Here is a 14111-nt window from a genome sequence, read left to right on the forward strand (position 1 = left end):
GCCGGCGTTTGCCGGCGCGCCCCTGCTATGCGTCATACACGTTGCAATTGCCCCTACCTAGAAGTGTATGGCAGTTCGATCAATCGCCTTTACGCTTTGGCCTACCTAGAACCGCAATCACGACGTTAACAAACACAAGCGCTGTTCCCAGCAGGAGTAGCGCCAAGGAGGCGGCGATCCAGTTGCTGTCGGCTGTCCTGGGGAGCGTGACGGTGGCAGCGCTGGCGGTCTTGGCCCTGGATGGCGCGGACGCCGCGGTCTTGACCACTGTCGTTTTGGTTGTCGTGGTCGTCTTGGGCGTCGCGGTCGCGGGCTTAAGGACGGGATCCGTCGCGGACCCGGCGCCGGGCCGCCCAACGGCAGGACCGGCACCACCGGCCGGCTCGCCCGCGCCACCGGGCTCCTCGCGCCCGTCGGTCTCCCCCGCCGGCGCCGTGGCGCCCTGGGGCTCAATCACCACATGCGGCGCCATGGACCCGGAGGCATCCACCGCGCCGCCGGCACCGAAGGCCCCGCCCGCAGGCGCCACGAACCGCGCGGACACGAGCGACCCGCCCGCGCATGCGACGCCGCCGTCGGCACCGGTCGCATCGAGCCGCGAGGTATCGACGGAAAGCCCGCGCCCGGCCGAATCGTCGCCTGCGCCCGCGTCCTGCAGGTACACGCCAAAAGCCTGCACGCCGGCGGCGGGCGCGGCACCGGCGGCGACGACGCGCCCGCCGCCGCGCACGGCCATGCGGGCGGCGATCACGCCGGCCACGGCCTCGTCCGTGACGCCGGCCCCGTCCGCCCGGGCATCGACGGCGCAGCCGTCCACCGCGAGCGCCCGCGAGACGTGGATCGCGCACTGCGAGCCCGATGCCGCCAGGGACCCGGTGCCGCGAAGCGTCAGGCTGCCCCACACCTCCATGCCGCACTGCGCGATGTCCGCATCGGGCGCATGCGACTCGGTCACCGAGTTGCGCCCGGCAAGCGTCACGACCAGGTCGCCGTCGGCGCCGATGGCGTCGCCCGCGTAGCCGTCAAGCTCCAGGTGGCCGGCATCGGTCCAGGCCCAGCCGGGGCCCGACACGCCCGGCTCGCAGTACGTCGCGCCCGCGATGAACAGGCTCTCCGCGCCCGCGGCATAGGAAGGCCCGCCCAGCAAAACGCATAGGCAGGCCATGGCAGCGATCGCGATGTGATGACGGCTGGCGTGGGACTCGGCGGCAAACATACCCGCTCCGATCTTCGCAGGAGCCAATAGAATGTGCACCAGAAAATGCCCTGGTAGCGACAGTTATTAGTTTAGCGAGATCGATGCGGGGGCAAAGATAAATCGCGTGGGTAATGTCGACAATTAGGTGTAAATCGTTTTGCCAGTCGGTGAAAGGAGGAATGCAGGGTTATGCGTTAAGACGCGCTATCTTTGACACTCACGTTGCATATAGCTTCTGTGAATCTACTACCCGTTCCAGTTTGCTTCACCTTCCGCTCGCATCAGAGCGCGCCAAAGCTCACTGAGTCGCTAACTCGCTGTAATTAGCGAAGACGATCCCCCCCCTCTATCCTGGATAAGACATGTAAAACCGATTTTATTATTCAGACCCTGTTGTTTATATATTCGTCTGTTGCCCCATCTCGAGAAATGATTTTGCATGGGTGCCCAATCACAATCGAATGGCTTGGTACGTCGCAGTTAACATAAGTGTTCGGTGCAACGAGAACGTCGTTGCCTAAACGAACGCCACCAACAATAGTTGAGTTGACACCAAGCCAAACGCAATCGCCAAGAACAGGCGCACCTTTTCGTTTGCCGCGGTTTTCCCGACCAATTGTCACACCTTTGTGCATATTGCAGTTGCGACCGATAACGGCATTCGGGTTTACCGTAATGCCAAAAGCGTGACCCAGATACAAGCCTTCGCCAATCGAGGTGGCAGGCGCGATCTCGAGACCATATTTGCAAGCCATCCTCTTTCGAAAAAGATGCCATAAAGGATTGTGCGAATTCTGGCACTTTCGAAGTAGCCAAACAAACCTCAAAGCATGGTTTGAGAGAATAGACCCCCCCCCCAAAGCGAATACGGTCACTGCTGTATACATTCGACATTGCTATCACCCAGCTAATTCCCGTAGAACTCGCGATACCACTTCGCGAATTCACGAAGACCGTCCTCGAGCGGCGTTGCGGGTTTGTAACCAAAATCGCGCTCCAAGGCGCCAGTATCCGCATAGGTTACAGGCACGTCACCAGGCTGCATAGGAACGAGCTGCTTATGCGCCTCGAAATCGTAATCGGCGGGGAGCACGCCCTCCTCAACCAGCACACGCTGCAGGGTGTCCACGAAGTCCAGCAGGTTCTCGGGATTCGAATTGCCGATGTTATACACGCGATGAGCGGCAATTGGCAAACCATCAGCACCGATCTTGACCTCAGGAGCGCCGTCCATGACCCTGCGCACGCCCTCCACAATATCGTCCACGTACGTAAAGTCGCGCTTACAATCGCCCATGTTGAAAATCTTAATCGTATCGCCACGACGCAACTTCTCGGTGAAGCCGAAGTACGCCATGTCGGGCCTTCCCATGGGCCCGTACACCGTAAAGAAGCGCAGACCCGTGGCCGGGATGGAGTAGAGCTTGGAGTAGGCCGCGGCCATGAGTTCATTGCTCTTCTTGGTGGCAGCATACAAACTCACGGGGGAGTCTACGCGGTCCTCCTCGCTGAAGGGAACCTTCTCGTTGCCGCCATAAACCGAACTCGAACTCGCGTACACCAGGTGCTTCACCGGGTGATGACGGCATCCTTCCAAAATGTTAAAGAATCCAATCAGGTTCGAGTCGATGTAAGCCCTCGGGTTCTCAATGGAATACCGCACACCCGCCTGGGCGGCCAAGTTCACCACAACGTCGAAGCCGTTCTCAGCGAACAGGCGCTCTATCAACGCGGCATCGCACAGGTCGCCGCGCACGAAGGCGAAACGCCCCGCCTTGTCCACCTCCGCCAGCATTCGCAGGCGAGCCTCCTTGATGCCAGGGTCGTAGTAGCTGTTCACGTTGTCCAGACCGATGATCGCGTCGTCGGTGGTTTCGAGCAGCCGCTTCACCAGAAACGCCCCGATGAAGCCGGCGGCGCCAGTGACGAGGACTTTTCTATCCTGCATATATACCCCACTCTTTCGTTTTAAGGAAGTCCCGAGATGGAACTCCCAACAAGTTAATTACAGACCTCAAAACGTTTTAAAGCCGCCGCCCTTGACCAGCTTCAGCAGCACCCTCCTACTCTTGGGCAAAGCAAAGCAAATCGCGAAATAGACAACGACGCACCCTACAATGTCCAACCCGACGCCAAGCCAGTTGCTAGATGCGAGTCCATACGTCACCCATGCAAATGCGCACATCATCGATGTGCAGAAAATGGGCTCCTTGAGCGACAACATAGTGCGCCCAAACGAAAGGCCAACCACGAAATATGTGACCACTTGGTTGATAGCAATCAAAAGGATTCTCAATCCCGCATCAGCCCACACGACGGCATCGAACCCTTGCATAGCCGCCACGGTCATAAGCGGCGTCATCAACACGAGGTACATCACCTGCACAAGCGTAGACACGCGCGGTTTACCAAGAGAGCGATACATCTCGCTGCTGTAGTATGAGAGCAGCACCATCGGCCCCTGCACCAGCCCATACAACCCGAACATGAGCGTCGCCTCGCCCCACTGATCGCCGAGCAACAGGGCCACCAAAGGCTCGCGGAATACGAAGATACCCGCAGACAACGGCAACAGGAACAATGCCACCATGAACTGGAAGCGTCGCAGATAAGCAACGTATTCTTCCCGATCAAACTGAAGGCGCGAAAGTGACGAGAACAAGATGGGCGTCGTAGCGTTCGTGATAATCCCGAAGCACCCGCTCACAAAGGTGACTGGCGTCTTGTAATATCCCAACTCAGCCGCACCCAGGAAATGCCCCACGATAAAGGTGCCCGCCCAAGAGGAAAGCCATATGGTGAACGACTCCAAAAGCGTCCATCCGCTGAATGAGAACATAGCCTTCAGCATGTTGAAGGAGTAGAAAAAACGCGGCTTCCACTCAGACAGCAGAGTCAGCCCCACTGCATTTACAATATTCGCCGCCAAAGTGCCAACGATAAGCGACCAGTAACCAAATCCCATAAACGCCAGTACAAGCGTCGAGCCGAAGTTAAGTAAGGTCGACGTCAGTCTCACCGGCATAAGCGACTTGAAATCGAGATTACGGTGGAACAACGCCATCTGAATGCTCGAAAACGACGTCAACGGGAGAGAGAGGCAGGCCACGGCCAAGGGAAAGCCCAGCGACGGATTGCCCACGAAGGTGGCCACCGGATCGTTGAATATGGCAATGAGACACCACAGGACCACCGATATGCCGAAGTTCGTCCAAAAGGCCACGTTAGCGTTGGCATGCAGGTCTTTTTTGTCTCGGAAGCTGTGTTGCACCAGGTACTTCTGGAACCCGGCGTCCGCGAACATGTCGGCAAAGCTCACTACCATGGTGACGGTCGCCACCATGCCAAACGCCTCTGGCGCCAGCAGCCTCGCTAAGACGAGCTGCGAGATAGGCGAGATGATTTTGGCGATAATCTCGGTTGCCAGAGACCACTTTGCCGCGCTTGCCGACCTCGCCCGGAGGTCTTTTGTGTCGGACATACTAAACCTCCATGAAGAAACGCCGGAGCGCGCTTACTGGCTGATTATCCATGCGCACGCACTGAATGCAGCTTTCGTTTGCCATCATTCCTCGTTTTCACGTTGGGGCAAAGAAACCATTTGCCCCAACGTCCTCTCCGCCTCAGCGGGGCTGAAAGGCGTAAACCCGCCCCACGGGTAGAAAGTCAGCTCGCCGACGAGAACGCGCCCCTTGCAGATGAAGAGGTCGACCCTCAAGAAAGGTACACCGTCACTCAGTTTCCTTGATAGCTCGAGCATCTCGCTGAGCTGCTCCGGGGCAGGGATCGTCTCTTCGGAACTCGCGTATCCCATCGCCAAAGGCAGCAGATTCCACTCAGTGTCGTAGAAATCGTTGTACCTCTTCTCAGAATCGTTCTTGTCCCCGTGACAATAAGAAATCAGCCGGGGTTCCCCGTCAAAGCAGAAGAAGTCGAACTCGTCGATGCCTTCCCAGTTATCGTCTTCATCACGGGCATTATCGCCCTCGCTCTCCAAGAACTCCTCGGCGAACACGACGGGCTTCACGTTCTTGTAAGGCCATTCCCTGCACCCGTAAAAATAATTCTGCTTCAAATGACCCCGAAAAAAGTCCTTGGCACTGTTGAGATCGAAGTGTCCCTTGTCAGTGCAGATGAGCACGCCGCCGCAGTCGTGGTTCGTTTTGAGTACGAACTTCTCCGGTAGCCCACTCACATCGATGTCATCAGCGGAATTCCAGGCGCCCAACGTCTTGACCACGTGCTCGGAGCCCACACGCGAGGCAATGAGGTCCTTAGCGCGGTACTTGTCGACCATGGTCGTGTACGCAGGGTTGTGATCGTTAAGCTTCAGCCACTGCATCTTCTCAGTGAAGGTCACCGGCGAGTCTATGCTAGGCCACATGCCCAACTTGGCGCGATGCATCAATCGAAGGTGCGTCCTGTCGGAAACCCATTTCGTTAGACCCTTCGACGTAAAGGCACAGTAGGCCATCCACGGGTCACTTAGGTATTTTTTAATTTTGCTTTCCATATATACAATTTCCTTAAGTCCGAGCTTAAACAAAGCGTTTTACTTTTTAATTCTCTGCGCTACACATGGAACAAGCCCTGGGCGTATGCAAACCACCAACGTAGACTTTGCTCGTATATGCCCGAAACGGTTTCGGGCACTATTTACCCCATCCAGACGAACGAATAAGACTCGATACCAAGCCCGGTATGAAGCAGATAGGCATAAAAGGCGTAGAAAAGGAACCAGACAACTAGAAAACAGCCAAGACAAAAACGGGCTTTTATTTTCCGAGCGTCCTTCACGAAGCCTCCGAAAATCACAGGGCCTAATACGGTGAAGTAATAGGCTATGCGGCCGGCGTTGGCAATCACATAAGAGGACGCCGAAGCCAAAATGCCTAAAGCGTAAAACACGAGCGGCATCCGGTTGGCTTTGAGCCGCGACGTTCCGTCGCTCTCAACCGGGGCAACATTCGCAGTTTCGCGGCTGACGAAATATGCGATCGCGAGGACGGTCGCCTGCGCAAAAACCATCAACCCGATGCTCGATTCGTTCACGGAGTAACGCGCATACCGGTCGACGAGCTTAGAGCCCGCATAAGCTGCCAGGAACAGCAGGGCAACCGATGCAAGCATCTTCGCGGCGAACTGCGATCGGCTCTTGCTTTTGTTGGAAAATAGGTAGTAGATGAGGAATAGGACCCCTATCAGGGCGGACGCGTGCAAAAGAGCGCCAACAGCCCACCAAGCGCAAAAAAGCAACGGCTTATTCTGTTCTAAAAACCTGGTTGCGTAGAAAACCAGCGAGACTGCAATCATCTGGCACGTCAGACACATAGACAGCGGGAACACCGTTGCCGTATAGACGAACATCGCAAACGAGAGCGATGCCGTTCGTCTAAAATCCCAAAGCCTGAAAGCAAAAAAGGCGTTGGTGATCAGCGACTCGACGACGAGCAAGAACGAGTAATTGTTACAGATATGGAGCACCGCACTTGTGAAGACACCGTACGGAACGCTGAACGTATGGTTCCACATCGTGGTCCCATACGCGTAGAAGTACTCGATTCCCTCTTTATAACCCAGGGTATCCTGCCCAACCGCATACGACCTCAAGCCCCCGATGGCGGTAAGAAGAACCACGGCAGCGACCAGCCCAGCCTTACTCTTGCCGTTTTCCGACATGCGCGCAAGCGCCGCTGAAAGCAAAACGACAAGAAAGTAGAAAAGCGATGTTTCGATAAAGTTCATCCGAATACCAGCCTCACGAAACCGGGAAGCTCCGAATTGATTTCATAGCCCGAGCCTTTCAAATCCCTCGCACTGGCGCTTGACCCTATGCGATCCGCGGAGAGCGCGGCGTCGGCCCATTCGTCCAGAGCGTCGCCCAGACTTTTGTAAACGACGTTCTCGCAAATGCCAACCTCCCGCGTGATGGAGTCGCTAATCACGCAAGGGAGTCCGTTTGCCTGCGCCTCGACGACGACGTTCGGCAGGCCTTCGTAGACAGAGGGGAAGATGAAGACGTCCATAGCCGAATAGAGACGGCGGACATCGCTCCTAACCCCGGCAAACACCACCCTATCGGTCAATCCGAGCTCGGCAACGCGCCTCTCAACGGCCGTGCGTGTCTCGCCTTTGCCGACGAGAATGAGGACGGCGTCTGGCCTTCTCCGGGCGATTTCAGCAAAAACATCGACAAGGAAGAGGTGGTTCTTCTGCTCACTGAACCTCCCGACGTGCCCGACGACATAGGACTCGGCAGGAACGCCCAGTTCGCGCTTAACATCGTCCCGTGTCGAAGCGTCATAGGCGTAGTCCTCGAGGTTGAGCGCGTTCTTCATGAGATGGAAACGCGGCCCCGATACCCCCGCCTTGCCGAACATGTAGACGCCCGCCTCGGTAGACGGGGCGGCGAAGTCGGTCGCCGCAACCCTGACAAGGGGCTTGAAAAGATTGTGCAGCAGGGTCTCCTTTTTGCTGTTCGAAACTGTACCCGTGTTGCTTGACCTGAATATGGTTCTGGACACGCCTCCGAATCTCATGGCGAGCAAATCAAGACAGGAAAGGCTGTGCTGAGACGACCTGACAGCACAGCAATAACCGCCGTCCCGGGCTATCTGCATGAGCCGCTTGAACGATGCGACCGGCCCGGCCTCGGTCTTCTTGACTGTGTGCACAATTCTGCCGCCCATCGACTCGATTTCGGCGTCGTAAAAGCCCGGCACGTCGGACGACACACAGAAGTCGAGCTGATAGCGCGACTTGTCCAAAGCCCGGTAATACTTCATGAATACCGTCTCGGCCCCGCCGGTGTCCATCGAGGTCACGATATAGAGGGCCTTCTTCATTGGACGATCACCGCATCGGATTTCTCGATCAGCTTCTGCAGCGCCTTTTTAGCAATCGCCTTCCTGCGGTTGGCCGGAGATTCCTGATAGCGCTCGTATACCTCGGCCTTCACCGCGAACCTTGCGTCGCCTGAAAGATCCGCCATTGCGCGGAGCTGCGCTATATGTAGATGATGGTAGGCGGGAGAGGCGATATGCTTTTCCATGTCGTAATAAGACCAGAAGCCGGCGTCGTAGTCATCCAAATGGCAAGCCAACGTCTCCGCAGAGTGCTTGAATGGCCCGGCGAAGCGCGCGTCGACCAACGATGCGTCATAGAGACCGAAAAGGCTAAACACCCAACCGTTCATGACACTGCGCCTGGGGCGTTGAGGGTACTCCTCCAGGAACAGTTCTCCCCCGTCATGCGACGACACGCCGCCATTGTCCATGTCGATAAGCATGAACTCGGCAGCTTTCAGCGCCGCAACTCTATAGCACTCGTCCCCGAAAGCCGCATGGGCCCTCAGCAGCATCGAGCACCCCTCGCCTTGGGCCATCGAGGAGACGGAGTACTTAGCGCTGCCTATCGGACCAAATGCGTCCCAAGAGCCGTCATCCCGCTGGGCGCCGATCGCCCAATCCGAGCATACCCTTAGTGCGTCGAGAAAGCGCTCAACTTCATCCGACCTGAGAATGCTCAAGTCGCAACAGCCCAAACCGTATTGGAAAATGGCGATGGGGAAATGCACCCGCGCCCCACCGGCGATGACGCTAACAGGGACACCGCCCTCGTCGAGCAGAGTACTGCCAGTGACCTTGCCGGTCAAATCGTTGTAGTACCCGGACAACTGTCCGACATTATAGGCCCTGCCCAAGCTCTGCTCTACGGCCACAGCCGTCTTGCCAGTGAGCATTTTGCTCCACCTTTTGAGCATGGTCATCTTCTGCGCAATCTGGCCCATCATTCACCTTCGTTTCTGTAATCGACTCCGAGCGAGCGCACAAGCCCCTCCACGTTGGCCTCCAAACGGAAGTCCCTCTCCCAAACGGCCCTTGCAGCGCGCCTCATAGAAGACCCTTCGGCCTTGCCCAAAAAGACGAATCGCTTTATGGCCGCGGCGACATCTTCCGGTCCACAGTCACTAGGTAGGAGAAAGCCGTTGACGCCATCGCTTACTATCTCGTGGGTTCCGCCAACGTCCGTGGCGATGACGGGAATGCCGAATCCGCAGGCCTCCATGATCGAAAGCGGCAGGCCCTCGCTTGACGAGACGTTCACGAAGACGTCGAAATGCTTCGCTGCGTACTCCCCCAAAAGCGCGTCGTTCGGCAAAGCCCCCGCGAACTTCGCGGTGGAGTGCGTCAGCAACGAGCAGGCGGCCCTCGCCTCCTCGAGCTGTGGGCCGTCGCCGTAATGGGTCCATTCGACGCGAAGCCCTTCGGCATCAAGAAGGGTGACAGCCTTAGCAAGAAGAGGCACGCGCTTAACGTCGACAATACGCGAGCACGAGACGACCCGCAACGGGCAGGTCAACGGCTCGCCGGACTTGTCTGGCATCTCCCGCGTTCCGAGATAGGAGGTCGTCACCTTGCCCTCATGGCCCGGCCAGTTCGCGTTTATGTATTCCTCCCCGTCTTTCGAGCAGGGAAGCACTCCGGAAAGCTTGGATAGGAGGTATCCCCGGAAGGGCAAATAATGCACATCGGTACGATCTGCATACAGATCGTACCCATGTGCACGCGCAACGGCGCGTGCACATGGGTACGTGCCGGTCAGCCAAGCAGCGACCAAAGCGGTGTCGTAAAGCCAAAAGCTGTATATGTGCGTGGGCTCAAAGCCAAAGCGGACCAGTTCCTCCGCAAGCACGTCCGCCTTTGCCTTCGCCCTCGCGGCAAAGTAGCCCCGAAACACGCGCTTTCCGATTCCATGAACGGATTCTGTGGCATAGGCCTCACGAACGTCCGCACCGCCCAAAAGGGGAAACGCGATCCCTTTGACTGCAAGCAAAGCCTTGTCCTTGGAGGTATTACCGCAACCCAAGGCCAGGGGCGTCACATTGCCCGGCAGCGCGCAGGTGGGCGCGTCACCCGGCTGCGCCTCGGTCCCCACGGCGAGCACCTCGTCGAAATAGGTCGAAAGAACGCCTATCTCGTTCTCGAGATAGGACTCAGCGGCGACCTCGCCGCGGTTAAAGGGGAACCTCCTCGTCAGAAGGAGCAGCCGTCTCTTTTTTTATCAGCAGTAATCGCCACAAATACTAATCCCTCTTGAATAGGTCGCGGGTATACACCTTGCCGGCAACATCGGCCAGATCGTCGCTCCACCGGTTGGCAATGATCACGTCGCACTCGGCCTTGAACCTCTCAAGGTCATGCGTCACCTCGGAACCGAAGAATTCCGGCGCGTCCAGCGTTGGCTCGTAGACAACGACCGGCACTCCCTTGGCCTTCACGCGCTTCATAACGCCCTGGATGGAACTGGCGCGGAAATTGTCGGAGTTCGACTTCATGGTCAGGCGGTACACGCCCGCCACGGGCTTCTCCTTGCCTTCGTATACCTTGTCCCACAGCAGTTGCAGTACCTCGTCTGCAATGTAGTCCTTGCGAGTGCGGTTGGCATCGACGATGGCCTCGATAAGGTTCTGAGGCACGTCCTTATAGTTGGCCAGCAACTGCTTGGTGTCCTTGGGCAGGCAGTAGCCGCCGTAGCCGAAGGAGGGGTTGTTGTAGTGGGAGCCAATGCGGGGCTCTAGGCACACGCCATCGATGACGTCCTTGGTGTTGAGTCCCCTCATCTCGCAGTAAGTGTCCAGCTCATTGAAGTACGCCACGCGAAGTGCCAGGTAGGTGTTGGCGAACAGCTTCACGGCCTCCGCCTCGGTGGTACCAAGAACGAGCTGCGGGATGCCCGTCGTGCCATCAGGGTTGGTGCGCTCAAGCTCGGCGGGGCCGACGCCTTGGGCGAGCAGCCCAGCAAACGTCTTTGCGGCCTTCACAGCTTCCTCGTCGTCCTTGGGCGCGCCCACAACGATGCGGCTAGGGTGCAAATTATCGTAGAGCGCCTTGCTCTCTCGAAGGAACTCGGGGCTGAAGATGATGCGGCTGTCGCCAAGCGTCTCGCGAAGCGACGAAGTGTAACCCACAGGGATGGTCGACTTGATGACAATCCAGGCCGTCGGGTTCACCGAGCGGATTGCCGAAATTGCGGCTTCAACAGACGAGGTGTCGAAAAAGTTGCGGTCCGAGTCGTAGTTCGTTGGCGTGGCCACGATGGCGAAATCCGCGCCTGTATAGGCCTCGGCGACGTCCACGGTTGCATGCAGGTCGAGCTTCCTCGTGCCCGCCTTAGCCTCGGCCAGGAAGAGCTCAATCTCGTCGTCCTGGATGGGCGACTGAAAAGCGTTAATCTTCTCTACCTTCTCAGAGACGATGTCGAGCGCGCGCACCTCGTTGTGCTGCGAGAGCAGAACGGCCAACGAGAGCCCCACATAGCCGGTGCCGGCGACTGCTATCTTCATTTTTTCGGACATATCATTCAACCTTTCGTTAAGAGCAGGCACACATATGAAATAGTTAGGATTTCGCCTTGCCGAAGAACTTCAGCGCCTCAGAGACGCAGGCGGCGGGCGATGAGGCAATGGCCTTTAAGGCGTAAATCACAGCCTGGCCTGGCTGGTTGCTGCGCTTCATAGCGAAGGCGAGCACGGCGTTGTGGCGAAATTCGATGTAGCGCACATCCTTCTTGCTGAGGCGCGGGTAGTAGCCGCGCACCACCTCGTGCCTTGCGACCTCGCCGTTTACCTTGTTCTTGCCAAGCGAGAGCCTCTCGCCGGAATGGAGGTACTGCCTCACGTGCACCTCGGGCATGTAGCCCATGTGGGCGCCAGCCTCTATGCAGCGCAGCATCAGCCACCAGTCTTGGCCGGTCGCCACCTCGCCGAAACCCTCAGTGCGGTCGAACAGGTCGCGCCTGAGCATATAGATGGCCGTTGGGCTTATCGGCGTTAGGAGGTGCGCGCGCAGCAGACCCTCGGTGGAGAAGTCCTCGCAATGGTCGAGCCTGCGGTGCTCCACAAGCCGGCCACGTTCGTCATACCACGAGACATCCTGCCAGCTCATGTCGAGGGAGTTTTCCTGCATGAAGGCGACCTGGGTGGACACCTTGTCAGGCAGGAACTCGTCGTCATCGTCGAGGAACGTGAGGTACTCGCCCGTCGCCTGGCGGCAGGCGTAGTTGCGCGCCGCCCCGCCGCCGGTCTGGCCGGAGGTGTGCAGCAGCCTAAAGTGCGGAAGGCTCGCGGCATAGGGGGCGACCGCCGCGTCAGTCTCGGCGCTTTCCGGCCACTCCGGCCGATTGTCGCTCACTACAATCAGTTCGATGTTCTCCGCGCCGTAGTCCTGCGCGGCGATTGAGTCCAGGGCCACGCGAATCCTGTCAGAGCGCTTGTAGGTCGGCACCACGATCGAGACGAGGGGTTTGTCAGCACTCATGCGCTACCTCCCCGTCTTCTTCTTGCCGAACATGACGCCAAAGGTCTTGAAGAAGACCTTCCAGTCTGCCTTGAGGCTGGCACCCTTCGCGTAGGCAAGCTCGAACTCCTGGCGCAGGCCGTTCTCGAAGGTCGCGAGGTTGCGCGGGCCCGACTGCCAGGCACCGGTAATGCCCTGCGGGACGGCAAGCACCTGCACCTGTTGCTCGTGCGTAAAGTTCCCGAGCTCCTCGTAGGTGATGGCGCGAGGGCCGATGACGGAGAGCTGGCCCGCGAGCACGTTGAAGAACTGGGGCAGCTCGTCCAGGGAAGTCTTGCGCAGGACGCGGCCTAGCTTGGTGATGCGGGGATCGTTTGTGACCTTCCGCTCGCGGTGCCACTCCTCGATCTGCTCGGGGCTGAGGTACTTCTCCACGTCGTTGGCGTCGGCGACCATGGAGCGGAACTTGAGCACGCGGATGGGGCGACCGAAGCGCCCCGCGCGCTCGTGAGCGTAGATGGGTGCGCCCTTGGTATCGGCCGCAATGAACGCACAGAGCACCGCGCCAGGGATGAGCCCCACGACGCAGACGCACGCGCTGAACGCGATGTCGAAGGTGCGCTTGACGAAGCGGTAGCCAAGCGACCTCGTGTCGAGCGCGCGGGACTCTGCGGCAAACTCGGGCGAGCCTGGGAGGCTCATCGTGCCCGTGCTTGCAGCGGATCCGGCACCGGCGCCCGCCGCGCTCTCGCGCCGGTCCATGGCCTGAGCAATGAGCGCCGCGCCCACGGGCGCATTATCCTCTGTTACTTCTTTAGTAGTCACAATAAAAATTTCGTTCCTGTCCCCAGGAACCCCCCCCCAATCCACAAATTCAAAAACCAAATAAATTGCCGGCGTAACGTCTTCCTTACGTTTTGCTCGGCACGTCTAACGGAAGCAGCTCCCTAAATGCGGAGTCGCCTTCGCCCACGTCCACCAGGCACCAGCGCTTGTGACGGTCGATCTTTTTTACGTGGGCCTCTTGCCCCACAAGTGGGCCCTGCTCTATGTGCAGCACACCGTCTTCAATGCGCGCAACGCTGTTGCGCACCACGCCGTCGTCGTCGAGCACGCTGCGGTACCAGTCCCGCGCATCGTCCGGCATGGGCGCATAGGCCCGCTCCCTGCTGCCGGCGATGCGGCAGCCAAAGCTCAACTGAGCCAAAGCCCTATCGAGCGCTGCGGCATCGTGCGTGGCGACGAAGAAATATTCCTTGTACATGGGTTTGGTTTGGAGCGACCATGCGCCGTCCCGCTTAAACCAGAACTCCTTTTGCATCACAAAAGCGTCCTGCATAAGGTTGTGCGGGATAATGCAGCGGACCTTTTCGCAGATCTCGCGCTCTTTTCCATTGGGGGTGTGGACCAGATACCAGCGGACGCGGCCGTGCTGGCTGTTGGTGGTGGCGCCGTTAAATGCGCCCGGCAGCTGCTCTTGGCGCCGTGCCGTCTGTTCCATGTTCTCGCCCCCTCTTTTTGGCTTTGCGATGCACGCAAATGCAGGGGCGTTTAGAACAGGCTTCTCGCTCGCAGCTAGGCGCAGTCGCAAAAGTACAGGTTTATATAGAGGGGTA

General features: G+C 58.3%; 13 protein-coding genes. All 13 read right to left on the minus strand.

Annotated elements, in window-relative coordinates; all coding sequences use genetic code 11:
- Nucleotides 1-79: 79 nt before the first annotated feature.
- Nucleotides 80-1216 (minus strand): hypothetical protein, encoded by a 1137-nt coding sequence (locus DXD48_RS10105; RefSeq protein WP_158548954.1) that lies wholly within the window; start codon nt 1214-1216, stop codon nt 80-82.
- Nucleotides 1217-1581: 365 nt separating this feature from the next.
- The gene (locus tag DXD48_RS07120) at nt 1582-1953 is read right to left on the minus strand and encodes a serine O-acetyltransferase (protein WP_117564570.1); all 372 of its coding nucleotides are present in this window, start codon (nt 1951-1953) and stop codon (nt 1582-1584) included.
- 152 nt (nt 1954-2105) lie between these two features.
- On the minus strand, nt 2106-3146 hold the full coding sequence (locus DXD48_RS07125; protein ID WP_117564571.1) for an NAD-dependent epimerase/dehydratase family protein: 1041 nt from the start codon (nt 3144-3146) through the stop codon (nt 2106-2108).
- Between the two features lie 66 nt (nt 3147-3212).
- Nucleotides 3213-4679 carry a lipopolysaccharide biosynthesis protein gene (locus tag DXD48_RS07130; RefSeq protein WP_117564572.1) on the minus strand — a complete coding sequence of 489 codons (1467 nt, stop codon included), beginning with the start codon at nt 4677-4679 and terminating at the stop codon, nt 3213-3215.
- A gap of 84 nt (nt 4680-4763) precedes the next feature.
- Entirely contained in the window at nt 4764-5711 is a 948-nt protein-coding gene (locus DXD48_RS07135) for an ATP-grasp fold amidoligase family protein (RefSeq protein WP_117564573.1), read from the minus strand.
- Between the two features lie 143 nt (nt 5712-5854).
- Nucleotides 5855-6943 carry an EpsG family protein gene (locus tag DXD48_RS07140; RefSeq protein ID WP_117564574.1) on the minus strand — a complete coding sequence of 363 codons (1089 nt, stop codon included), beginning with the start codon at nt 6941-6943 and terminating at the stop codon, nt 5855-5857.
- The gene (locus tag DXD48_RS07145) at nt 6940-8043 is read right to left on the minus strand and encodes a glycosyltransferase family 1 protein (RefSeq protein ID WP_117564575.1); all 1104 of its coding nucleotides are present in this window, start codon (nt 8041-8043) and stop codon (nt 6940-6942) included. Before DXD48_RS07145 ends, DXD48_RS07140 begins: the two co-directional genes overlap by 4 nt.
- The gene (locus tag DXD48_RS07150; RefSeq protein WP_117564576.1) at nt 8040-8990 is read right to left on the minus strand and encodes a D-glucuronyl C5-epimerase family protein; all 951 of its coding nucleotides are present in this window, start codon (nt 8988-8990) and stop codon (nt 8040-8042) included. The genes DXD48_RS07145 and DXD48_RS07150 overlap by 4 nt, the downstream gene beginning before the upstream one ends.
- A complete protein-coding gene (locus DXD48_RS07155) occupies nt 8987-10135 on the minus strand; it encodes a glycosyltransferase (RefSeq protein ID WP_147324157.1) in 1149 nt (382 codons plus the stop codon). Before DXD48_RS07155 ends, DXD48_RS07150 begins: the two co-directional genes overlap by 4 nt.
- Nucleotides 10136-10283: 148 nt before the next feature.
- Nucleotides 10284-11555 (minus strand): nucleotide sugar dehydrogenase, encoded by a 1272-nt coding sequence (locus DXD48_RS07160; RefSeq protein ID WP_267489784.1) that lies wholly within the window; start codon nt 11553-11555, stop codon nt 10284-10286.
- Nucleotides 11556-11598: 43 nt separating this feature from the next.
- On the minus strand, nt 11599-12516 hold the full coding sequence (locus tag DXD48_RS07165; protein WP_117564578.1) for a glycosyltransferase family 2 protein: 918 nt from the start codon (nt 12514-12516) through the stop codon (nt 11599-11601).
- A gap of 3 nt (nt 12517-12519) precedes the next feature.
- Nucleotides 12520-13320, minus strand: a complete 801-nt coding sequence (locus DXD48_RS07170; RefSeq protein WP_199407920.1) for a sugar transferase — start codon at nt 13318-13320, stop codon at nt 12520-12522.
- An 85-nt stretch (nt 13321-13405) separates the two neighbouring features.
- Nucleotides 13406-13996, minus strand: coding sequence for a hypothetical protein (locus DXD48_RS07175; protein ID WP_117564579.1), 591 nt, complete (start codon nt 13994-13996; stop codon nt 13406-13408).
- Between the last annotated feature and the right edge of the window lie 115 nt (nt 13997-14111).

This window comes from Collinsella sp. TM05-37 (genome assembly GCF_003436455.1).
In the GTDB taxonomy this organism is placed as follows: domain Bacteria; phylum Actinomycetota; class Coriobacteriia; order Coriobacteriales; family Coriobacteriaceae; genus Collinsella.